General features: G+C 71.0%; 22 protein-coding genes and 1 tRNA gene. 10 read left to right on the plus strand and 13 right to left on the minus strand.

The window, feature by feature from the left end:
* Window positions 1-605: 605 nt before the first annotated feature.
* From HZZ00_RS37010 to pknB, 6 genes are all read left to right on the plus strand, one after another.
* Entirely contained in the window at window positions 606-1,475 is an 870-nt protein-coding gene (locus HZZ00_RS37010; protein WP_180330343.1) for a DUF3662 and FHA domain-containing protein, read from the plus strand.
* Window positions 1,476-1,485: 10 nt separating this feature from the next.
* Window positions 1,486-2,022, plus strand: a complete 537-nt coding sequence (locus HZZ00_RS37015; RefSeq protein WP_180330344.1) for an FHA domain-containing protein — start codon at window positions 1,486-1,488, stop codon at window positions 2,020-2,022.
* Window positions 2,023-2,162: 140 nt separating this feature from the next.
* A complete protein-coding gene (locus HZZ00_RS37020) occupies window positions 2,163-3,725 on the plus strand; it encodes a Stp1/IreP family PP2C-type Ser/Thr phosphatase (protein WP_180330345.1) in 1,563 nt (520 codons plus the stop codon).
* A gap of 27 nt (window positions 3,726-3,752) precedes the next feature.
* On the plus strand, window positions 3,753-5,192 hold the full coding sequence (locus tag HZZ00_RS37025; RefSeq protein WP_180330346.1) for an FtsW/RodA/SpoVE family cell cycle protein: 1,440 nt from the start codon (window positions 3,753-3,755) through the stop codon (window positions 5,190-5,192).
* Window positions 5,189-6,664: a penicillin-binding protein 2 gene (locus tag HZZ00_RS37030; protein ID WP_180330347.1), complete on the plus strand. Its 1,476-nt coding sequence runs from the start codon at window positions 5,189-5,191 to the stop codon at window positions 6,662-6,664. Before HZZ00_RS37025 ends, HZZ00_RS37030 begins: the two co-directional genes overlap by 4 nt.
* Before the next feature lie 169 nt (window positions 6,665-6,833).
* Window positions 6,834-8,831 (plus strand): Stk1 family PASTA domain-containing Ser/Thr kinase, encoded by a 1,998-nt coding sequence (pknB, locus tag HZZ00_RS37035; protein ID WP_180330348.1) that lies wholly within the window; start codon window positions 6,834-6,836, stop codon window positions 8,829-8,831.
* A 73-nt stretch (window positions 8,832-8,904) separates the two neighbouring features.
* On the opposite strand, the gene HZZ00_RS37040 is transcribed toward pknB, so the two are convergent.
* The 5 genes from HZZ00_RS37040 to HZZ00_RS37060 form a co-directional block, all read right to left on the minus strand.
* Entirely contained in the window at window positions 8,905-9,666 is a 762-nt protein-coding gene (locus HZZ00_RS37040; protein WP_180330349.1) for a class E sortase, read from the minus strand.
* Between the two features lie 13 nt (window positions 9,667-9,679).
* Window positions 9,680-10,720, minus strand: a complete 1,041-nt coding sequence (locus HZZ00_RS37045; protein ID WP_374028508.1) for a class E sortase — start codon at window positions 10,718-10,720, stop codon at window positions 9,680-9,682.
* Entirely contained in the window at window positions 10,717-11,355 is a 639-nt protein-coding gene (locus HZZ00_RS37050) for an aminodeoxychorismate/anthranilate synthase component II (RefSeq protein WP_070028919.1), read from the minus strand. Before HZZ00_RS37050 ends, HZZ00_RS37045 begins: the two co-directional genes overlap by 4 nt.
* The gene (locus tag HZZ00_RS37055) at window positions 11,352-11,513 is read right to left on the minus strand and encodes a hypothetical protein (protein WP_107409144.1); all 162 of its coding nucleotides are present in this window, start codon (window positions 11,511-11,513) and stop codon (window positions 11,352-11,354) included. The genes HZZ00_RS37050 and HZZ00_RS37055 overlap by 4 nt, the downstream gene beginning before the upstream one ends.
* Before the next feature lie 137 nt (window positions 11,514-11,650).
* Entirely contained in the window at window positions 11,651-12,439 is a 789-nt protein-coding gene (locus HZZ00_RS37060; RefSeq protein ID WP_180330350.1) for a DUF881 domain-containing protein, read from the minus strand.
* A gap of 151 nt (window positions 12,440-12,590) precedes the next feature.
* Here HZZ00_RS37060 and crgA point away from each other — a divergent pair, with 151 nt between their 5' ends.
* A complete protein-coding gene (crgA, locus tag HZZ00_RS37065) occupies window positions 12,591-12,845 on the plus strand; it encodes a cell division protein CrgA (protein ID WP_070028916.1) in 255 nt (84 codons plus the stop codon).
* 248 nt (window positions 12,846-13,093) lie between these two features.
* Here crgA and HZZ00_RS37070 read toward each other — a convergent pair whose 3' ends face one another.
* On the minus strand, window positions 13,094-14,011 hold the full coding sequence (locus HZZ00_RS37070; protein WP_180330351.1) for a rhomboid family intramembrane serine protease: 918 nt from the start codon (window positions 14,009-14,011) through the stop codon (window positions 13,094-13,096).
* A gap of 135 nt (window positions 14,012-14,146) precedes the next feature.
* Window positions 14,147-14,677, minus strand: a complete 531-nt coding sequence (locus HZZ00_RS37075) for a peptidylprolyl isomerase (RefSeq protein ID WP_070028912.1) — start codon at window positions 14,675-14,677, stop codon at window positions 14,147-14,149.
* 193 nt (window positions 14,678-14,870) lie between these two features.
* On the opposite strand from HZZ00_RS37075, the gene HZZ00_RS37080 reads away from it, so the two are divergent.
* Window positions 14,871-15,542, plus strand: a complete 672-nt coding sequence (locus HZZ00_RS37080; protein ID WP_180330352.1) for a DUF5324 family protein — start codon at window positions 14,871-14,873, stop codon at window positions 15,540-15,542.
* An 80-nt stretch (window positions 15,543-15,622) separates the two neighbouring features.
* Here the strand turns inward: HZZ00_RS37080 and HZZ00_RS37085 are convergent, their stop codons facing one another.
* The 4 genes from HZZ00_RS37085 to HZZ00_RS37100 all read right to left on the minus strand — a co-directional run bounded on the left by HZZ00_RS37085 (window position 15,623) and on the right by HZZ00_RS37100 (window position 17,451).
* Window positions 15,623-16,051 carry a hypothetical protein gene (locus HZZ00_RS37085; protein ID WP_239697906.1) on the minus strand — a complete coding sequence of 143 codons (429 nt, stop codon included), beginning with the start codon at window positions 16,049-16,051 and terminating at the stop codon, window positions 15,623-15,625.
* A gap of 112 nt (window positions 16,052-16,163) precedes the next feature.
* Window positions 16,164-16,820, minus strand: a complete 657-nt coding sequence (locus HZZ00_RS37090) for a DUF2690 domain-containing protein (RefSeq protein WP_180330353.1) — start codon at window positions 16,818-16,820, stop codon at window positions 16,164-16,166.
* On the minus strand, window positions 16,810-17,226 hold the full coding sequence (locus tag HZZ00_RS37095; protein WP_180330354.1) for a hypothetical protein: 417 nt from the start codon (window positions 17,224-17,226) through the stop codon (window positions 16,810-16,812). Before HZZ00_RS37095 ends, HZZ00_RS37090 begins: the two co-directional genes overlap by 11 nt.
* 152 nt (window positions 17,227-17,378) lie before the next feature.
* A tRNA-Ala gene (locus HZZ00_RS37100) sits at window positions 17,379-17,451 on the minus strand.
* A 183-nt stretch (window positions 17,452-17,634) separates the two neighbouring features.
* Between HZZ00_RS37100 and HZZ00_RS37105 the strand changes: the two genes are divergently transcribed.
* Both HZZ00_RS37105 and HZZ00_RS37110 read left to right on the plus strand, forming a co-directional pair.
* Window positions 17,635-18,183: a DNA-binding protein gene (locus HZZ00_RS37105; RefSeq protein WP_070028904.1), complete on the plus strand. Its 549-nt coding sequence runs from the start codon at window positions 17,635-17,637 to the stop codon at window positions 18,181-18,183.
* Between the two features lie 64 nt (window positions 18,184-18,247).
* Window positions 18,248-19,585, plus strand: coding sequence for a serine/threonine-protein kinase (locus HZZ00_RS37110; protein ID WP_180330355.1), 1,338 nt, complete (start codon window positions 18,248-18,250; stop codon window positions 19,583-19,585).
* On the opposite strand, the gene HZZ00_RS37115 is transcribed toward HZZ00_RS37110, so the two are convergent.
* Both HZZ00_RS37115 and HZZ00_RS38145 read right to left on the minus strand, forming a co-directional pair.
* The gene (locus HZZ00_RS37115; protein ID WP_257585579.1) at window positions 19,549-20,880 is read right to left on the minus strand and encodes a hypothetical protein; all 1,332 of its coding nucleotides are present in this window, start codon (window positions 20,878-20,880) and stop codon (window positions 19,549-19,551) included. The genes HZZ00_RS37110 and HZZ00_RS37115 overlap by 37 nt on opposite strands.
* A 250-nt stretch (window positions 20,881-21,130) precedes the next feature.
* Complete coding sequence (locus HZZ00_RS38145; RefSeq protein WP_003999697.1) at window positions 21,131-21,259, minus strand: DLW-39 family protein; 129 nt, start codon at window positions 21,257-21,259, stop codon at window positions 21,131-21,133.
* Between the last annotated feature and the right edge of the window lie 202 nt (window positions 21,260-21,461).

A 21,461-nucleotide genomic window follows, 5' to 3' on the forward strand; every position in this document is an offset into this window, starting at 1 on the left:
CACCACGTCGTCCCCGATCGCCACCCCCCTCCACCCCACCGCTCCGCACCACGGCTCCACATCAACCTCCGACGCCCCGCGCCTCCCCGATCCCCCGATCCCTCGGTCCCCCGACCACCTCCGATCGCCCCCCGACCCCTCGCCCCCACCGCGACCACCCCACCGCGACCACCTCACCGGGACCACCCACCCCGCCGCCACCGTGACCGTCCCCACACCCGTGACCATCCGCACAGCGCCGCGCCTCTCCGGCGCGTATGAAGGAGAGCCGGTTCACGTGGTGGTTCTCGTATCAAGGAGACCTGGTTCACGTATCAACCTCGTACCGGTCCCGGCCATCTCCCCAGGAGGCGGGCCGGGAGCGAGGCCGGGTGCGGGACACTGGTGCTCGGCCGCCTCTACGATCCATGCCGGGAAGGGTTCCCGCGCGCTGGTCCGGGGAGGAGTTCGAAGCGGACCGGCTGGGGGAACCGGCTGTTTGCCGGGGGCGTGGATACGATCAGTAAGCAGTACCGGAAGCAGTACCGGCGGTACCCGGCAAGGCAACGCACACAGCAGTACACAGAGCAGGGCAAGGAAACGGCAAAGGACGGAGGAGGTGCCCCATGGGAGTCCTGAAGAAGTTCGAGCAGCGTCTCGAAGGTCTGGTGAACGGCACCTTCGCCAAGGTCTTCAAGTCCGAGGTCCAGCCTGTGGAGATCGCCGGCGCGCTGCAGCGCGAGTGCGACAACAACGCCACGATCTGGAACCGCGACCGCACCGTCGTACCGAACGACTTCATCGTGGAGCTCAGCGCGCCCGACTACGAGCGCCTCAGCCCCTACTCCGGCCAGCTCGGCGACGAGCTGGCCGGCATGGTGCGTGACTACGCGAAGCAGCAGCGCTACACCTTCATGGGCCCGATCAAGGTCAACCTGGAGAAGGCCGACGACCTGGACACCGGGCTGTACCGGGTGCGCTCGCGCACCCTCGCCTCCTCCAGCGACCAGCAGGCCGCGGCGCCCGGGCCGGCCCAGGCGGCGCCGAGCCCCGCGGCACCGGCCGCCGGACGCCCCGGTCAGGGCGGGTACGGCTACCCGCCCGCCGGCGTCCCCCCGATGCCCTCCGCCCCGCCGCCCGGCGCCCGCCCCGGCGGCTACGGCTACCCGCAGCCCGCCACCCAGCGTCCCGCGGCCGCCCCGATGAGCGGCGGGCGCACCCGCTACTGGATCGAGATCAACGGCACCCGCCACCAGATCTCCCGGCCGACCCTGGTGCTGGGCCGCAGCACCGAGGCCGACGTGCGGATCGACGACCCCGGCGTCTCCCGCCGGCACTGCGAGATCCGGACCGGAACGCCCTCGACGATCCAGGATCTCGGCTCCACCAACGGCATCGTGGTGGACGGGCAGCACACCACCCGCGCTACGCTCCGCGACGGCTCGCGGATCGTCGTGGGCAGCACCACCGTTATCTATAGGCAAGCCGAAGGGTGAAGCGGGGGCAATGTCAGAGCTGACCCTCACGGTCATGCGGCTGGGTTTCCTGGCCGTACTGTGGCTGTTCGTGATCGTGGCCGTGCAGGTCATCCGCAGCGACCTGTTCGGTACGCGCGTCACCCAGCGCGGATCGCGTAGGGACACCGGGCGGGCCCAGCCCGCCGCCGGCCGGGCGGCGGCCCGGCAGCAGCAGGCCGCTCCCCCGCAGCAGCGCGGCCAGCAGAGCGGCGGCGGCCGGCGCGGGCGCAACGCTCCCAGCAAGCTGGTCGTGACCGAAGGCACGCTGACCGGCACCACCGTCGCGCTTCAGGGCCAGACGATCACCCTGGGCCGTGCGCACGACTCCACCATCGTGCTGGACGACGACTACGCCTCCAGCCGTCATGCCAGGATCTACCCGGACCAGGGCGGCCAGTGGATCGTCGAGGACCTCGGGTCGACCAACGGCACCTACCTGGAGCGGTCCCGGCTGACGACCCCCACACCGATCCCGCTGGGCGCGCCGATCCGCATCGGCAAGACCGTCATCGAGCTGCGGAAGTAGTGCTACATCATGAGTGAGCGCGAGCGGAGCGAGCACGCAGCGGCGGACCGCCGTCCGGTCCCCGGTGCGCTCCCGACCGGAGGGTGGGCAGTGTGGCTCGACACGACCGGCTGCATTCGGAGCCGACGGGCGAGGTGCGCATGAGTCTGTCACTGCGCTTTGCCGCCGGTTCGCACAAGGGCATGATCCGCGAGGGCAACGAGGACTCCGGTTACGCCGGCACCCGCCTGCTGGCGATCGCCGACGGCATGGGCGGCCAGGCGGCCGGCGAGGTCGCCTCCTCCGAGGTCATCTCCAGCCTGGTCACGCTCGACGACGACGTGCCCGGCTCCGACATCCTCACCTCCCTCGGCGTGGCCGTGCAGCGCGCCAACGACCAGCTGCGCTCCATGGTCGAGGAGGACCCCCAGCTGGAGGGCATGGGGACCACGCTCACCGCGCTGCTGTGGACCGGGCAGCGGCTCGGTCTGGTGCACGTCGGCGACTCGCGCGCCTACCTGCTGCGGGACGGAGTGCTCACGCAGATCACCCAGGACCACACCTGGGTGCAGCGGCTCGTGGACGAGGGCCGGATCACCGAGGAGGAGGCGACGACGCATCCGCAGCGCTCCCTGCTGATGCGCGCCCTCGGCAGCGGCGACCACGTCGAGCCCGACCTGTCCATCCGCGAGGTCCGCGCCGGCGACCGCTATCTGATCTGCTCCGACGGCCTGTCCGGCGTCGTCTCCCACCAGACGATGGAGGAGACCCTCGCCAGCTACCAGGGCCCGCAGGAGACGGTGCAGGAGCTGATCCAGCTCGCGCTGCGCGGCGGCGGCCCGGACAACATCACCGTGATCGTGGCCGACGTCCTCGACCTGGACACCGGCGACACCCTCGCGGGCCAGCTGTCCGACCAGCCGGTCGTGGTCGGCGCGGTCGCCGAGAACCAGCTCCACCTGCACGACAACGGCATCATGCAGACCCCGGCCGGGCGCGCCTCCCACCTCGGCAGGCAGGGCCACGGCGGCGGCGAGTTCGGCCCGCCCGGCTCCGGCGACAGCGCCGGCTACGCCCCGTCGGGCAGCTTCGACGAGTACGCCGACGGCGACTTCACCAAGCCCCGCAAAGGCCGCAGATGGCTGAAGGCATCGCTCTACAGCGCCCTGGCCCTCGCGGTCGTCGGCGGCGGACTGTACGGCGGCTACCGCTGGACGCAGACGCAGTACTACGTCGGCGCCAACGAGGAGCACGTCGCGCTGTACCGCGGGATCAGCCAGGACCTGGCCTGGGTGTCGCTGTCGAAGATCGAGAAGGACCACCCGGAGATCGAACTCAAGTACCTGCCGTCGTACCAGCAGAAGCAGGTGAAGGCGACGATCGCCGAGGGCGGCCTCAAGGACGCCCAGTCGAAGATCCAGGAGCTGTCCGTGCAGGCCTCCGCCTGCAAGAAGGAGTCCGAGCGGCAGGATGCCGAGCGCACCCAGCCGGGCAAGCCGCACACGGGCAAGACCGCCGGCGGCGCCGGGACCGGTACGGGCACCGTGAGCCGTGCCGCCTTCACCCGGACGACCGCGACCACGAACCCGAAGGCGACCGCGACCTCCCCGGCAGCCCCGGGATCCTCGAAGTCTTCGACCACGACCCCGTCCGCGACCCCCAGCCCCGGCCCCACCCTCTCGGAGGATGAGCAGAAGGTCGTCTCGCTGTGCGGTAAGCAGTAGGCAAGCCGTGAGAGGCCCTGTCACACGATGAGCAGTACGACTAACTCGCCGACGCACCACACGTCCACCATCGGCGCGATCGGCGCGCCGAGCCGCCGCAACACCGAGCTGGCCCTGCTGATCTTCGCGGTGCTCATCCCGGTGTTCGCCTACGCCAACGTGGGCCTGGCCATCGACAACCAGGTGCCCGCCGGGCTGCTGAGCTACGGCCTGGGCCTCGGCCTGCTGGCCGGCGTGGCCCATCTCGTCGTACGGAAGTTCGCGCCGTACGCCGACCCGCTGCTGCTGCCGCTGGCCACCCTGCTCAACGGGCTCGGTCTGGTCTGCATCTGGCGGCTCGACCAGTCCAAGGCGCTCCAGCAGATCCACGTCGCGGGCGGCAAGGCGACCAACCAGCTCATGTACACAGCCATGGGCATCGCCCTGTTCGTGGCCGTCCTGTACTTCCTCAAGGACCACCGCGCGTTCCAGCGCTACACCTACATCTCCATGGTGGCGGCGCTGCTCCTGCTGCTGCTCCCGCTGGTCCCGGGCCTCGGTCTGAACGTCTACGGCGCCAAGATCTGGATCTCGGTCGGCGGCTTCACCATCCAGCCCGGCGAGTTCGCGAAGATCGTGCTGGCGATCTTCTTCGCCGGCTACCTGATGGTGAAGCGGGACGCGCTGGCCCTCGCCAGCCGCCGCTTCATGGGCCTCTACCTGCCCCGCGGCCGCGACCTCGGCCCGATCCTCGTGGTCTGGGCGATGTCCATCCTGATCCTGGTCTTCGAGACCGACCTCGGTACGTCGCTGCTGTTCTTCGGCATGTTCGTGATCATGCTGTACGTCGCCACCGAGCGGACCAGCTGGATCGTCTTCGGTCTGCTGATGTCCGGGGCCGGCGCGGTCGGCGTGGCGAGCTTCGAGCCCCACGTGAAGATGCGTGTGCAGGCCTGGCTCGACCCGCTGAAGGAGTACAAGCTCTCCCAGCAGGGCGTCGGCGGCCACTCCGAGCAGGCCATGCAGGCGCTGTGGGCCTTCGGTTCCGGCGGCACCCTCGGCACCGGCTGGGGCCAGGGCCACTCGGAGCTGATCAAGTTCGCCGCCAACTCCGACTTCATCCTCGCCACCTTCGGCGAGGAACTGGGCCTGGCGGGCATCATGGCGATCCTGCTGATCTACGGCCTGATCGCGGAACGCGGCGTGCGCACCGCCCTCGCCGCCCGCGACCCGTTCGGCAAGCTGCTGGCCATCGGCCTGTCCGGCGCCTTCGCGCTCCAGGTGTTCGTCGTGGCCGGCGGTGTGATGGGCCTCATCCCGCTCACCGGTATGACCATGCCGTTCCTCGCGTACGGCGGTTCCTCCGTGATCGCCAACTGGGCGCTGATCGGCGTCCTGATCCGCATCAGCGACACCGCCCGCCGCCCGGCGCCCGCCCCCGCAGCCAACCCCGACGCCGAGATGACCCAGGTGGTCCGCCCGTCATGAACAAGCCCCTGCGCCGGATCGCCATCTTCTGCGGTCTGCTGATCCTGGCCCTGCTCGTCCGCGACAACTACCTCCAGTACGTCAAGGCGGACAGCCTGCGCACCGACACGCTCAACCGGCGGGTCGCCATCGAGCGGTACGCCGCGCCGCGCGGCGACATCATCGTGGACGGCAACCCGATCACCGGCTCGACCGAGGTCAAGCACGGCGACTTCAAATACAAGCGCACCTACAAGGACGGGCCCATGTGGGCCCCGGTGACCGGCTACTCCTCCCAGGCCTTCGGCGGCACCCAGCTGGAGAACCTGGACGACGACATCCTCACCGGCAACGACGACCGGCTCTTCTTCCGCAACACCCTGGACATGATCACGGGCAAGCCGAAGCAGGGCGGCAACGTCGTCACCACCCTCAACGGCGCCGCGCAGAAGGCCGCGTACGACGGTCTCAAGAAGCAGGGCGGCAAGGGCGCGGTCGTCGCGCTGGAGCCGTCCACCGGCAAGATCCTGGCGCTGGCCTCCTTCCCGTCGTACGACCCCTCGTCCTTCGCGGGCAACACCGACGCGGACGCCGCGGCCAGGAACAAGCTGCTGAAGGAGAACAACCCGGCCGACCCGACGCTCAACCGGGCGTTGCGCGAGACCTACCCGCCGGGCTCGACCTTCAAGGTGGTCACCGCCGCGGCGGCGCTGGAGAACGGCAAGTACACCTCCGCGGACCAGCCGACCGACTCCCCGCTGCCCTGGATCATGCCGGGCACCACGCGGCCGCTGCCCAACGAGGGCAACCTGCCCTGCAAGAACGCCACCATGCGGGTCGCGCTCCAGTACTCCTGCAACACCGTCTTCGGCAAGATCGGCGCCGACCTCGGCAATGACAAGATGCTGGAGGAGGCGAAGAAGTTCGGCTTCGACGCGGAGCAGTTCACCCCGGTGCGCTCCAACGCCTCGGTGTTCTCCAAGGACATGAACACCTCGCAGACCGCGCTGTCCTCCATCGGCCAGTACAACACCGCCGCCACCCCGCTCCAGATGGCCATGGTCGCCTCGGCGGTCGCCAACGACGGCAAGCTGATGAAGCCGTACATGGTGGACGAGCTGGAGGCCTCCAACCTCGACCCGGTGGAGAAGACCAAGCCGCAGGAGATGAGCCGGCCGCTGTCGCCGCAGAACGCGCAGATCCTCCAGTCGATGATGGAGACCGTGGTCGACAAGGGCACCGGTACCAGTGCCAAGATCCCCGGCGTCGTCGTCGGCGGCAAGACCGGTACCGCCCAGCACGGTGTGGCCAACAGCGCCAACCCGTACGCGTGGTTCATCTCCTACGCCAAGCTCCCCGACGGCAGCTCCCCGGTGGCCGTGGCCGTGGTGATCGAGGACGACCAGGCCAACCGTGACGACATCTCCGGCGGCGGCCTGGCCGCGCCGATCGCGAAGAACGTGATGGAGGCGGTCATCAACTCCAAGAAGTGACCCCCATCACAGCGCCTTCACATCGACGCACGTTGCGATACCGGTCCGATATCGGGTTCCGGACTTGGCCAGGTCATACAAAGGGAGCCGGGTACCGTAGGCCCGGACGGCAGCCTCGGCGCACAGCGATGTGTCGGCCGAGACCGACGGAGAGGGCTGGTAGGTAGCTATGGAAGAGCCGCGTCGCCTCGGCGGCCGGTACGAGCTGGGCCAGGTGCTCGGCCGTGGTGGCATGGCGGAGGTCTACCTCGCGCATGACACCAGGCTCGGCCGCACCGTGGCGGTGAAGACGCTGCGCGCCGACCTCGCGCGCGACCCGTCCTTCCAGGCCCGGTTCCGCCGGGAGGCCCAGTCGGCCGCCTCGCTCAACCATCCTGCGATCGTCGCGGTCTACGACACGGGCGAGGACTACATCGACGGGGTCTCCATCCCGTACATCGTGATGGAGTACGTCGACGGTTCCACCCTGCGCGAGCTGCTGCACTCGGGGCGCAAGCTGCTGCCCGAGCGCGCCATGGAAATGACCATCGGCATCCTCCAGGGCCTGGAGTACGCGCACCGCAGCGGCATCGTCCACCGCGACATCAAGCCGGCCAACGTGATGCTGACCCGCAACGGTCAGGTCAAGGTGATGGACTTCGGCATCGCCCGCGCGATGGGCGACGCCGGCATGACGATGACGCAGACCGCGGCGGTCATCGGCACGGCCCAGTACCTCTCGCCCGAGCAGGCCAAGGGCGAGCAGGTGGACGCCCGTTCCGACCTCTACTCCACGGGCTGCCTCCTCTACGAGCTGCTGACCGTCCGCCCGCCCTTCGTCGGCGACTCCCCGGTGGCCGTGGCCTACCAGCACGTCCGCGAGGAGCCCCAGCCGCCCTCGGTCTTCGATCCCGAGATCACCCCCGAGATGGACGCGATCGTCCTCAAGGCGCTGGTCAAGGACCCCGACTACCGCTACCAGTCGGCCGACGAGATGCGCGCCGACATCGAGGCGTGCCTGGACGGCCAGCCGGTCGGGGCCACGGCCGCGATGGGCGCGGTCGGCTACGCCGGCTACGGCGACGACCAGGCGACGGCGGCGCTGCGCCCGGAAGCGCAGGCGGCGGCCACCACCATGCTCCCGCCGATGGGCCCGGACGACGGCGGCTTCGGCTACGACGACCGCCCCGACCGGCGCCGCCAGCAGCCGAAGAAGAAGAACACCTCCACGATCCTGCTGATCGTCGCCGGTGTGCTGGTGCTGATCGGCGCCATCCTGATCGGCAAGTACGCGTTCAGCGGGCACGGCGCGGACGGCAAGCTCTCCGCGCCCAATCTCGTCGGCGAGACCGAGAAGCAGGCCGCCGACACCGCCGCCAACGTCGATCTGAAGGTCGACGTCACCGACCGCAAGCCCTGCGAGAGCCAGCCCAAGGGCCTCGTGTGCTCGCAGGACCCGGCCAAGGGCACCCAGGTGGACAAGAACACCACCATCCACCTGGTGATCTCCACGGGCGCCCCCAAGGTGACCGTGCCCGACGTCCGCGGCATCCAGTACGACCAGGCGGAGACGCAGCTCAAGGACAAGGGCTTCAACGTCGAGCGCAAGGACGAGGTGTCCACCCAGACGCCGGGCGTCGTCACCGCTCAGGACCCCGAGGGCGGCAGCAGCAAGCAGAAGGGCACCACGATCACCCTCACCGTCGCCAAGGCGGAGGAGAAGGTGACCATCCCGAGCGACGTCGTCGGCAAGTCCTGTGACGAGGCCAAGGCCGAGCTGCAGGGCATGGGCCTGGTGCCGAGCTGCAACGACCAGCCCACCGACAACCCGGACGACAACGGCAAGGTCCTTTCGACCAACCCGCCGGCCGGGCAGCAGGTCTCCAAGAACACGCCCGTCGCGATCAACGTCGGCAAGGCCCAGCAGGCCAGCCAGGTCCAGGTCCCGGGCATCGTGGGCAAGAAGCTCGGGCAGGTCAAGCAGATGCTCCAGCAGGCGGGTCTGCAGCTCGGCAACGTCCAGAACGGCGGCGACGACAACGCGATCGTCGTCAGCTCCAACCCGCCGCCGGGCACCCAGGTGAACCAGGGCCAGGCCATCGACGTGGTCACCATCGGCGGCGGCCAGGGCAACAACGGCAACGGCAACGACAACGGCGCCAACTTCTTCGGCGGCCTGCACGGCTGATCCCCGCGCGCGCCTGGACGAACGGGCCCCCGCCGGATTCCTCCGGCGGGGGCCCGTTCGTCGCCTCGGTGGTTCAGCGCAGTTCCGCGGGCGGGGTGCGCTTGCCGTCGACCTTCTGCACCCGGACCAGTTCGCCCCAGACGACGTAGCGGTAGCGCGAGGTGTAGACGGGCGTGCAGGTGGTCAGCGTGATGTAGTGGCCGGGCTTCTTCCTGCCGGACTCCTCGGGAACCGGGTCGACCACGCCGATGTCGTACTTCGAGGTCTCCGGAAGGATCGCGAAGACCTTGTAGACGTACCAGTCGTCCCGGGTCTCGAAGACGATCGGGTCGCCCTTCTCCAGCTTGTCGATGTTGTGGAACTTGGCGCCGTGTCCGTCGCGGTGGGCGGCGAGGGCGAAGTTGCCCTCCTTGCCGGTCGTCGGGAGCGTGGCCTTGACCGGGTCGGTGTAGTAACCGGCCACACCGCCGTTGAGGACGTCGGTGCCGGTGCCCTTCTCGACCAGGACCGTGCCGTTCTTCATCGCGGGCACGTGCAGGAAGCCGATGCCGTCCTTGGTGTCCAGCGCGCCCGGTCCCGAGTCCTTCTGCTGCGCCCAGTGCTGGCGCACCTTGTCGGCCTGCCTGTCGGCCTTGCGGTCCGCCAGCACGTTCGTCCACCACAGCGAGTAGACGACGAACAGGCCGAGCAACACGCCCAGCGTGATGAGCAGTTCACCGAAGACGCTGACGGCCTGCGCGATCCTGCCCGGCCGCCGGCGCCGCTCGGCGGGCTCCGGTCCGGGCGGGGCAGTGGTTTCGTCGGTCGCTTCGTTCTCGTCGGCGGTCGCTGCCACAGTGTCCTAGCCCTTACTCGAGGAGCGCGTCCGGCTTGCCCTTGCTGCGGGGGCGAACCTCGACCATCTTGCCCCAGACGATCAGCCGGTACTTGCTGGTGAACTCCGGTGTACAGGTGGTCAGGGTGATGTAGCGGCCGGGCCTGGTGAAGCCCGAGCCCCTGGGTACGGGGTCCAGCACGCTGGTGTTGGACGGGGAGGTGACCGGCAGGGTCGACGTCACCTTGTAGACGTAGTAGGTGTCCTGGGTCTCGACCACGACCGGGTCGCCGGGGGTGAGCCGGTTGATGTACCGGAACGGCTCGCCATGGGTGTTGCGGTGCGCGGCCAGCCCGAAGTTTCCGGTCTTCGCGTCGGGCATCGCCGTCTTCAGCGGCGCCTCGCCGTAGTGCCCGACCATGCCCTTGTCGAGCACCCGGGTGGTGCTGACGCCCTCCGCGATCGGCGCCACCACGTCCAGCTTGGGGATGTGCAGGATGGCGAAGCCCTGGCCGGGCGAGAAGACCCCGGGGTTGCGCCTGCCGTTCGCCCAGTCGTCCTGGAGCTGGTGGGCCTCGCTGCCGGCCTGCGCGTGCGCCCGCACGTTGGTCCACCACAGCTGGTAGGTGACGAACAGCAGCATCAGCACGCCGGTGGTGATGAACACCTCGCCGAGCACCCGGCTCGCGACCACCGCCGGGCCGGGCCTGGCCTGCCGCGCCCGCCGCCGGGCCTCCACCCGGCTCGGCGGACGGTCCGGGTCGGACTCCGCCCGCCCCGGCGCCGGTCTTCCGGAGGCGGCGGGCTCGCGGTTCCCGCCACGGCGCCCGCCGCGATGCTTGGCCGCCCTCCTGCGGCCCGCACGACCGCCGGGGGCCGGTCCGGTGACGGAAGGGGCCGACGGGGCTCCAGAGGGCCCCAGAGGGCCTCTGCGCGCCCTCATGGACGCCGGGTCGGCGATCCGCAGCGCCATCGTCTCGTCGTCGAAGGGGACCGCGCCGGGCGCACCGACGGGGGACTCGTACGGCCGCCCGCCGCCGTCCACGTCCTCGCGCTCGGGGCGCAGGGCGGTCACGCCGTGGCCCTGCCCACCACCGGGGCGAGCCCCGCCGACCTCGCCACGGCACCCTGGTCGCCGCACTCCTCCAGCCAGTTGGCCAGCATCCGGTGCCCGTGCTCGGTGAGCACCGACTCCGGGTGGAACTGCACGCCCTCGACGGGGAGTTCCCGGTGGCGCAGGCCCATGATGATGCCGTCGTGCGTGCGGGCGGTCACCTCCAGCTCGGCCGGGACCGTCGCGGGCTCGGCCGCCAGCGAGTGGTAGCGGGTCGCGGTGAACGGCGAGGGCAGCCCGGCGAAGACGCCCTTGCCCTCGTGCTCGACCGGCGAGGTCTTGCCGTGCAGCAGTTCCGGCGCCCGGTCCACCACGCCGCCGTACGCCACCTGCATCGACTGCATGCCGAGGCACACGCCGAAGACCGGCACCCCGGTGGCCGCGCAGTGGCGGACCATCTCCACGCAGACGCCGGCCTGCTCCGGGGTGCCGGGACCGGGCGAGAGGAGGACGCCGTCGAAGCCGTCCTGGGCGTGCGCGGTCGACACCTCGTCGTTGCGCAGCACCTCGCACTCGGCGCCCAGCTGGTACAGGTACTGGACGAGGTTGAAGACGAAGCTGTCGTAGTTGTCCACGACGAGAATGCGCGCACTCACTGGTTGTCCACCGTCACATCGTTGAAGGGCAGCAGCGGTTCGGCCCACGGGAAGACGTACTGGAACAGGACGTAGACCACGGCGAGGACCAGGAGGACGGAGATCAGCGCCCTCACCCACGCGTTTCCCGGCAGATGCCGCCAGATCCAGCCGTACATGCCGTCCTTGCCGTCCCTTCCGTGTCCCTACGGCACCAGACACACGCCGTACGTCACCAGACTAGCGGCGCGGCGCCTCCGGTTCGCCTGACTCCACAGGCTCGGTGGAGTCCGGGCGCGCCCGGCGAGGCCGACGGCTACCGCACGGGCTTCGCGTAGTGCAGGTCCACGGTGCCCGAGTAACCCGGAAGGGTGACGGTGCCGTCGTCGGTGACTTTCCAGCCGAGGCCGTAGACGTTGACGTACACCATGTAGGTCTGGATCGCCTTGCTGTCCGCGAGCGCCCGCTGGAGCCGCCCCGGGTCCCCGATCGCCGTGATCTTGTACGGCGGGGAGTAGACCCGGCCCTGGAGGATCAGGGTGTTGCCGACGCAGCGCACCGCGCTGGTGGAGATCAGCCGCTGGTCCATGACCTTGATCCCCTTGGCGCCGCCCTGCCACAGGGCGTTCACCACGGCTTGCAGGTCCTGCTGGTGGATGACCAGGTAGTCGGGCTGCGGCGGGGGATAGCCGGGGAGCTTGGCGGTGGCGTTGGGCGGGGCGTCGTTGAGGGTGACGGTGACCGCCCTGCCGGTGAGCTTCTCGGTGCCGGCGCTCTTCTCCAGCCCGGTGAGCCGCCGGTCCTGGGCCTTGGTGCTGCCGCCGTCGCTCGCGGCCAGGGACTCCACGCCGTCGCGCAGGGCGGCGTTGGACTCGTCCATGTCCTTGTTCTTGCGGCTGCGCTGCTGGATCAGGTCGGACAGCTTCAGCAGGGAGCCGTCCTGGCGGATGTCGGTGCCCCTGGCGGTGTCGAAGCTGGTGAAGAAGATCAGGCCCGCGAGGGCGAAGACGGCCGCCGTGAGGATCCGCACCGGGCGCACCCGTGGCCTGCGGCGGGGGCCGGAACCCATTGCTCCCGTACCGGGGGAGTCGGCAGAATTGCTCAACGTACCCTTATCTCCTTCGGCGCCGCGGAAGCACTACGCTAACGGACGCCCGGGGGAGCACACAGAGTCGTCATGTTGGCCCCTTGTACGCTGCCCCGAGCCCGACCCGTTACCTGCGCGGCCACGCAGCGCATCGACAGGAGAGACCCTCGTGCCGAAGTCACGTATCCGCAAGAAGGCCGACTTCACGCCGCCGCCGGCGAAGCAGGCCGCGGCGATCAAGCTGAACAACAGCGGCTGGGTCGCCCCCGTCATGCTGGCCATGTTCGTCATCGGTCTGGCCTGGATCGTCGTCTTCTATGTGACCGACGGCTCGCTGCCCATCGACGCGCTGGACAACTGGAACATCGTGGTCGGCTTCGGCTTCATCGCCGCCGGGTTCGGTGTCTCCACGCAGTGGAAGTAGGGGCTCTGCCCACGGCTTCTCCGCCGAGTTATCCACAGGCCTGAGGATTTCCACATCCCCCTGGGGAAAAGACTACGATCTGTGGATAACTCATCGGGCATTGACGCCGGTACGACTGCCGTACCGGCTCCCACACACCCGTTCGCACCCCGCATCACCTGCGAAAACTCATCCGAGCGGTAAGGGTCGCAGCTGATCCCGCACCGTATGCACAAGATCCGACACCCGCTGTGGACAACTGTGCCGCGTCAGGTGAGCTGACCCGTTCTGACCAGGGTGAGAACGGCCACCACCACCAGCACGAGCGCACAGGTGCCGTACTGGACGAGCGCCCGGTTGCGGCGTGGTGCGTGCACCATCGCGTACCCGGCGACGACGCCCGCGACCAGGCCGCCGACGTGCGCCTCCCAGGCGATGTTGAAGCCGGGGGTGAAGGTGATGATCAGGTTGACGACCAGCAGGGCGACGAGCGGTCGCAGATCGTAGTTGAGCCGGCGCATCAGCACACCGGTGGCGCCGAAGAGGCCGAAGAGCGCCCCGGAGGCGCCGAGCGACGGCTGGTTCGGCGCGGCGATCAGATAGGTGAGCGCGCTGCCGGCCAGGCCCGAGACGAAGTACAGGGTGAGATAACGGGCGCGCCCGAGCGCCGCTTCCAGGGGACCGCCGATCCACCACAGGCTGAGCATGTTGAACAGGATGTGGGCGTACCCGCCGTGCAGGAACATGGCGGTCAGCAGGCGGAAGTACTGGCCCTCGGCGATGCCCTGTATCCCCGGCAGCAGAGGGGTGTAGGCCCGGCCGATCAGCTCGAACCGCTGGGTGAAGCTCTCGCCGACGGCGAGCTGCACCAGGAACACCGCGAGGTTGATCCCGATCAGCACCTTGGTGAGCAGCCGGGGATCCGCCGTCATGGTGCCCCCGGTGATGGTGCGCGGCCGGGCCGCGGCCATCGGACGCGCCGTACCGCCGCCTCCCCCGCCGCTCGGGGCCGGACCGCCGCCGTGGACGCACTCGGGGCACTGGAAGCCGACGGAGGCGCTGACCATGCACTCGGGGCAGATGGGGCGCTCGCAGCGGGTGCAGCGCACGCCGGTCTCGCGGTCCGGGTGCCGGTAGCACACGGGCACGCTCCGGGCGTCCGGTGCGCTGCTTGCGACGTGGTCCATGTTCCCCTCGCTCCTCGTGGCGCTCACCCGGCACATACCCCGCCCCGCTCATCCTTACGGACGAGCGGGGCGATTGGTTCCCTGTGGGGCGTTCCGGGGGAACCGGGTCCCCCGGTGAGCGACCCCGGCGCGGACTCAGCCCTCGCGGGTCTCGACGACGACCGACTCGATGACGACGTCCTGGACCGGACGGTCGTTGCGGCCGGTCTTCACGCCCGCGATCTCGTCCACGACCTTCTTGCCGGCGTCCGTGCTGACCTCACCGAAGATGGTGTGCTTGCCGGTCAGCCAGGTCGTCGGGGCGACCGTGATGAAGAACTGCGAGCCGTTGGTGCCCGGGCCGGCGTTCGCCATCGCGAGCAGGTAGGGCTTGGTGAAGGCCAGGTCGGGGTGGAACTCGTCCCCGAACTTGTAGCCCGGACCGCCGATGCCGGTGCCCAGCGGGTCACCGCCCTGGATCATGAAACCGCTGATGACACGGTGGAAGATCGTGCCGTCGTAGAGCGGGTCGTTGCTCTTCTTGCCGGACTCGGGGTGAGTCCACTCGCGCTCGCCCTTGGCCAGCTCGACAAAGTTCTGGACCGTCTTGGGCGCGTGGTTCGGGAACAGCCGGACCTCGATGTCGCCGTGGTTGGTCTTCAGGGTGGCGTAAAGCTGCTCAGCCACGATCTGCCTTCCGTTGTCTTCCTGTGACGCCCCGATCCTCGCACGTATGGCCCACCACGGCGCCAGTCGGCCAACCGAAGGAGCGATCGGCACCCATATGCGCGCCCGCACATGCCGCCCGGGCCGTTCGCAGGCATGATCCGTAAAAGGGTGGAAAGTCGAAATACCGTACGCCACCGAGGAGGAGGAACCCGTGACCCGCATTGACAGCGTGCGCGCCGCGACCGGCTCGGCGAAGGACAGCGTGCTGCACGCCGCGGACGTGGTGGCGCCCTACGCCGACACGGCCAAGGAGCGTGCCGCGCATTACGCGCAGGAGGCACGCGTACGGCTGGCGCCCGTGGTGTCGCAGGCCGCCGAACAGGCCCGCGTGCAGTACGACGCCCGGCTCGCCCCGCGTCTGGAACAGGCCCGGCGCACCTATGTCCCGCCGAAGGTCGACCTGGCGGCGCAGGAGGCCGCCTGTCGCGCCCGCAAGGCCGCCCGGCAGACGGCCGAGTACTCACGGCCCCGGATCGAGCAGGCGATGGCCGCGGCCGGGCCGGTGGCGGACGAGGCCGCGGCCCGGGGTGCCGCCGCGCTGGCCGCGCTGCGCGGCCAGGTCTCCGCGAAGGACATCCAGAAGCTCGCCCGCCGCAAGGCGTGCCGGTGCCGGGCCGGCCGGGTCGCCAAGCTGCTGGGGCTGACGGCCCTGGTGGCGGGCGGCGCCTTCGCCGCCTGGAAGTGGTGGGAGCGCCAGGCCAACCCCGATTGGCTGGTCGAGCCACCGGCCGCGACGGAGGTCCCCGAGTCGGGTGGCATCGGCTCGGTGGACGGCAGCGGCCCCGAGGGGACCGCCACCACGGACGGCGACGGACAGGTCTGAACGCTTCTCGCGGAACGGGCCCGGGGCCGGAAGCGCGTGTGCGCTCCGGCCCCGGGCCCGTTTCACGTGAAACGGGGAAGTCAGCGGGCGGCCTCGATGTGGGACCTGGTCAGGGCGAACAGGATCAGCAGGTCCAGGGCCATCACCGGGATCGCCCAGCCCGGGTAGAACGGCACGAACATGAACTGGGTGATCAGGCTGACGCCCGCCGTCACCACGCCGGCCCCGCGGCCCCAGCTCGCGCCCGCCAGCACACCGAGGCCCGCGACGGTGAGCGCCATGCCGATGACGAGGTGGATGATGCCCCACGCCGTCAGGGGAAAGTTGTAGGCGTACCCGTTCGAGGTGGCGAACAGGCTGTCCTCCGCGATACCGGCCGCGCCCATCAGAATGCTGAGCGGCCCGCTGAGCATCAGCAGGGCCCCGGCGGCCCGGGACGCGCTGTCGAGCGTGCGTTCACGGCCGGGGCCCCCGTGCCCGCGCTCCGACTTGTCGGATATCGACGTCATGGGCGTCGCCTTCCTGTGCGGCGCGGCCGCCTACGCACGGCGGCCGCGAGCAAGCCACGCTTCTCTGACAGGATCACCGCAATCACCCGGACCTGCGACCGCAGCCGTCCGGCTACCGCCCGCCCGGACCGCGGGAAGCGGTCGAAACAGCGCTGTGGCCGGGGCCGGGGCTCGCGGGCGTGGTGGCGCACACCGTGCCGCGGGACGCGACCAGCGCGCAGGCGCGGGCCTGCCCGGCATCGCGCACGCCCACCATCGCGGTGTGGGCGTCGGCGCCGTACTGCTGGCGGTACTCCTCGCGGTCCTGGTGCCGGCCGAAGACCTGGATCCAGTCGCCCTCCGAGCTGCCGCTCATCTTGGCCCAGGCGGCATGGCAGCGGGGGCTGTAGCGCAGCTCGACCAGGACTCCGAAGTCACGGCCGGTGAGGAGGGTGCCCGCGTCGTTCTGGCAGACGGTGGTGGCGGGATCCACCCCCAGGCAGCCGTCGCCGTCGCAGGAAGCGGTGGGGGACACCCGGGCCGACAGGGACGCGGAGGCCGAGGCGCCGTGCCCCGGATCCGACCGGGTGAGGAAGAAGATCGCCAGCACCAGCAGCGCCAGCCCCAGGACGGACCCGGCGGCCCACACCGCGTGCCGTCCGCGCGATCCGGAGTCCTGATAGGTGACGGACCCGTGGTAGACGATGTCCCGGCCGGCCTGGTGCACCTTCGCGCTGCCCGACGCCCGGGTGCGCTGGTCTCCCCGCCCGGGTTTCCTCCTACCGGCCACCGCTCCTCCGGACGTCCTGGTCCCGGCCGGCCTGGAAGGCCCGCGCGTCTCCGGAGACCCTGGCCCGCTGCACGACATCACCGGCGGTCCCGCCGCCGGCCGCCGCCCCGCCGTCCCCGGACCGCAGATCACGCCCCGCCTGGTACACCCGGGCCCGCCCGCCGGCCCTGACCGTCTGCCTGACCCGCCGCCCGGGAGATGACGTATCCCCCTGTCCCGCCCACCAGTTGACCGCCCCGCCGACGGCGGCGGCGACCGCCCCGGCGAATCCGAGCGCCACTCCCCACCGGTCTCCGTCGTCCGCGGGAAGCCATTCGAACGGCACCACTCTGACGAGCCACGCACACAGCACGAACACGGCCACGGCCGCCACGACCGCCACCGCCCAGCGCACCGCACGCCCCATGCGAAGTCCCCCTTTCCCCCGACGTGTTGTTGGGATTCCACTCCGGGACGGGCCCGACACATCCTTCGGGGCCCCAAAACAGGACATGTGCACGCTCATACGCCAAAGAACCCCCTGACCGACGTTTCCGCAGGTCAGGGGGTTCTCGACAGTGGAGCCTAGGGGAGTCGAACCCCTGACATCCGCCATGCAAAGACGGCGCTCTACCAACTGAGCTAAGGCCCCGGGAAGGGTGTGGCCGACCGGAGGGGGTGTGCGCCCGCCGGTGCCGCAGACCAGAGTACCGGGTCACCCCCCGTATCCCGCAAAAAGATTGGGGGTCCCCGCGGATGACCACGCTCCGTAAGATGCTCGGCGTGGTTCGCTACAGCGAACCGCGGTTTTCAGGGGAAGCGATGGGGAGACGCAATGGACGCCGCACAGCAGGAAGCCACCGCCAGAGCGCGGGAGCTGCAGCGGAACTGGTACGGGGAGCCGTTGGGGGCGCTCTTCCGTAAGCTGATCGACGATCTCGGCCTCAATCAGGCCCGTCTCGCGGCGGTCCTGGGGCTGTCCGCTCCGATGCTGTCCCAGCTGATGAGCGGGCAGCGGGCGAAGATCGGCAATCCCGCGGTGGTCCAGCGGGTACAGCAGCTGCAGGAGCTGGCGGCGCAGGTGGCGGACGGCAGCGTCAGCGCCGCCGAGGCGACCGAGCGGATGGACGAGATCAAGAAGTCGCAGGGGGGCTCCGTGCTGAGCAACACCGCGCAGTCGACGAACGGTTCGGGCGCGCCCACCGTCAAGCGCGTGGTCCGGGAGATCCAGTCGCTGCTGCGCTCGGTGGCCGCCGCGAGCGACATCATCGAGGCCGCGGACGCCCTCGCCCCGACCCAGCCCGAACTCGCCGAGTTCCTGCGCGTCTACGGTGCCGGCCGCACCTCCGACGCGGTCGCGCACTACCAGTCCCACCAGAACTGAACGCCCGCCCGGCTCGGGGGGCCGGGCGGAAGCGGGGTCCCGAGGGGGAGGAGCTGGGGCAGTCATGGGCGAGGTGTTCTCCGGCCGGTACGAGCTGGCCGACCCGATCGGGCACGGCGGCGTGGGCGTCGTATGGCGCGTCTGGGACCACCGCCGACGGCGCTATGTGGCCGCCAAGGTGCTCCAGCAGCGCGACGCCCACTCCCTGCTGCGCTTCGTGCGCGAGCAGGCCCTGCGGATCGACCACCCCCACGTCCTCGCCCCGGCCAGCTGGGCCGCCGACGACGACAAAGTGCTGTTCACCATGGACCTGGTCGCCGGCGGCTCCCTGGTCAGCCTGGTCAACGACTACGGTCCGCTGCCGCCGGCGTTCGTCTGCGTCCTGCTGGACCAGCTGCTCTCCGGTCTCGCCGCCGTGCACGCGGAGGGCGTCGTGCACCGCGACATCAAGCCCGCCAACATCCTCCTGGAAGCCACCGGCACCGGCCGGCCGCGACTGCGGCTGTCCGACTTCGGCATCGCCATGCGGTTCGGCGAGCCCCGGCTGACCGAGACCAACCTCGTGGTGGGCACGCCCGGTTACCTCGCCCCCGAGCAACTCGCCGGAGCCGACCCGGACTTCACCGCCGATCTGTTCGCCGTCGGTCTGGTCGCCCTGTACCTCCTCGAAGGCGCCAAGCCCGACGCCAAGGAACTCGTACGGTACTTCACCGAGCACGGCACCCCGAGCGCGCCCAAGAACATCCCCGCGCCCCTGTGGGAGTTCGTCGCCGCGCTGCTCCAGCCCGATCCGGCGGCCCGGTACCAGACCGCCACCGGAGCGCGCAAAGGGCTCGCGCCGGTCATGGAACTCCTGCCGGACCTCGGCGGCCTGGACGACGAGCCGATCGAGATCTTCGACCAACTCCCGGAACTGCCCGAGGGCTTCGGGCCAAACGGGCCGGAGGGCAAGAGGTCGAGGGCCCGGCGGCCCGTCGCCGTCCCGGGCGCCGATCCGCGCACCGACAGCGGGTATCCGAGCGGGTCGCCGGCCGGGCCGACCGGCACCGGCTCCCTGTCGGACACCGGGAGCTTCCGCATTCCGCCACCCCTGGCCACCGGCTCCACACCGTTTCCGTCCGTACCGCCTCCCCCCACCGCACCGCCGCTGCCGGCCGCCGCCCCCGCTCCCAGCGTTCCGCCCCCCGCACCGCCCGGCGACAGCGTCACCGCCGCCTACACCGCCGCCCCGGCACCCGTCCCGGCGCCCACCGCGGCCGCGCCCCGCACCCCGCCCGCACACGGCCGTCGCGCCCGGCGCGCCCCCCGCCGCCCCGGTCCCCCGGCGGGGGCCGTGGCCTGCCTGCTGCTGCTCGCGCTTGCCTGCTACGCGGTGGGCTTCTGGGCCCTGAACCGGCTCTGAGCCCGCCGGGCCGCCACCGTCCACCCGCCGAGCACCAGCAGCGACGCGGTCCCCAGCCCGAACCCGCCGGCCGCGACGAGCCTCAGCGCGGTCCCGTCGCCCCGGGAGCCCCCCGCCACGGGAACGGGCGCCACCACCGCGCCCTCCTCCGTGGCCGTGAAGACGCCGTCCGGCACCGGCCGCCCGGCGTACCCCGGCCCGGCGTGCGCCCGGCCGTCCACGCGGACCCGCAGCGTCACGTCGTACGGCCCGCGCCCGAACGTGCCGCCGAGCCGGTCGCTGAGGTGCAGCACCAGGCAGTAGTCGCCGGCGAAGCGCAGCGCGGTGACCGCGGCGGGCGCGGCGTACCGGTTGGCGTACTCGACCGGCGGGAGCGGGACGAGGGAGACGGGCCTGCGCACACCGGTGTAGCCGAGGGAGGCGTCGTCGGCCAGGCCGCGCACGGGGTTGTACAGGGCGAGGTCCAGGGCGCCGCCGACGTACCCGTGCCCCTGGGCGCCGCCCAGTTCGGCGGTGGCCCGCACCCGGCGGCCCCAGTCCAGCGGCACCTTGTAGAACTGCGTCTGGCCGGGCACCAGGGTGGTCCGCCAGACCCCCTGGCCCAGCGGGCGGGCCGCGGTGAAGCCCGCGCCGCCGGTCAGGTCCCGGGGGGCGCCGGCGAGCGGCTCGGGGGTGGCGGAGTCCCAGGAGCCGGGCGCCTCGCTGGGCCCTGGCGCGCTGAGCCGGGGTTCGAGGACGGGCGCGATCTCCAGGTCCCAGCGCCCCGCCGACCCGGTGCCGACGCTCCCGGTGTCGAGGCGTTCGACCAGCACCGAGTAGGTCCCCGCGCCCTGGCACAGCGCCTTGCCCGCCTCGCGCTTGCCGAGGGCGGTGACCGGGCGCGGGCTGAGCGCGGCGCCGAAGCGGGCGGTGGCGTAGGAGCAGGCCGTGCCGTGCGCGTCCCGGACGGACACCCGGATGCCGTCGGTGGCGGTGACGGTGGCGTCCGGGGGCGGTACGGCGGTGACGGGGACGTAGGCCGTGGCGTCGGCGTCCGCCTCGGCGAGGTGGAGGTCGTAGGTGAGGCGGCCGTGCTCGGGCAGGGAGCCCCGGTAGACCCGGCCGGCGTCGAGCCGCGGGGCGTCGGCGGTGCCGGTCGCGCCCTCGACCGTGCGGGCGCCGGGGGAGAAGGCGTAGCCGGGGGCGCCAGCGGCGGCCGCGGGGAACGCGCCGGTGCCGCACAGCCCCAGTGCCAGGATCGCGGCCGTCAGAGGAGCGCGGTAGCGCCCCCACGCCGTACGCCTGTGCCGCCGCACGTGTGCACCCCCTGTGTCACGGCCTTCCGGTGGCCGCCCGCCGCGGTGGGCGGTCGGGCCGTGGCCCATCCTGCCCCGGGAGTCACTGCGCCATCCGGGCAATGCGCGAGACCGTCCGAAACACCGCGCCCCGCACCGGGGGGTGCGGCCACGCCTACACCACCCACCGGGAGCCCGCAAGCGGAGCGGATACGCGAAGACCCCGACCGCGAGCGGCGGCCGGGGTCTGCCTCAGACTCTGGAATCGGACTCACGAACCGGTGGGCACGGAGTCGGTCGCCTCCGTCCACAGGTCCTGCTCGGCGCGATCCGCCTGGATCTGGCGGTACACGAGGAGCCCGCCGATGGCGGCCAGTGCGACCAGGAGCAGCTTCTTCAACACCGCGCGACCTCGTCTTTCCTTGACGTAGGGGACCTCTGGCGCCCGACTATACACACCGACCGATATCGATCGGTGACCTGCGTCCGGCCCCAACTCGGGCCCCGGCGGGCGCAATAGCCCAGGTCGGACAGTGCTCCGGCCGGAGGGTGACCACGCCCCCACGGACCGTCACTTTGCTCCCCCTTCGCTCCCGCTCACC

This window comes from Streptomyces sp. NEAU-sy36 (assembly GCF_013423905.1).
GTDB lineage: Bacteria > Actinomycetota > Actinomycetes > Streptomycetales > Streptomycetaceae > Streptomyces > Streptomyces misionensis.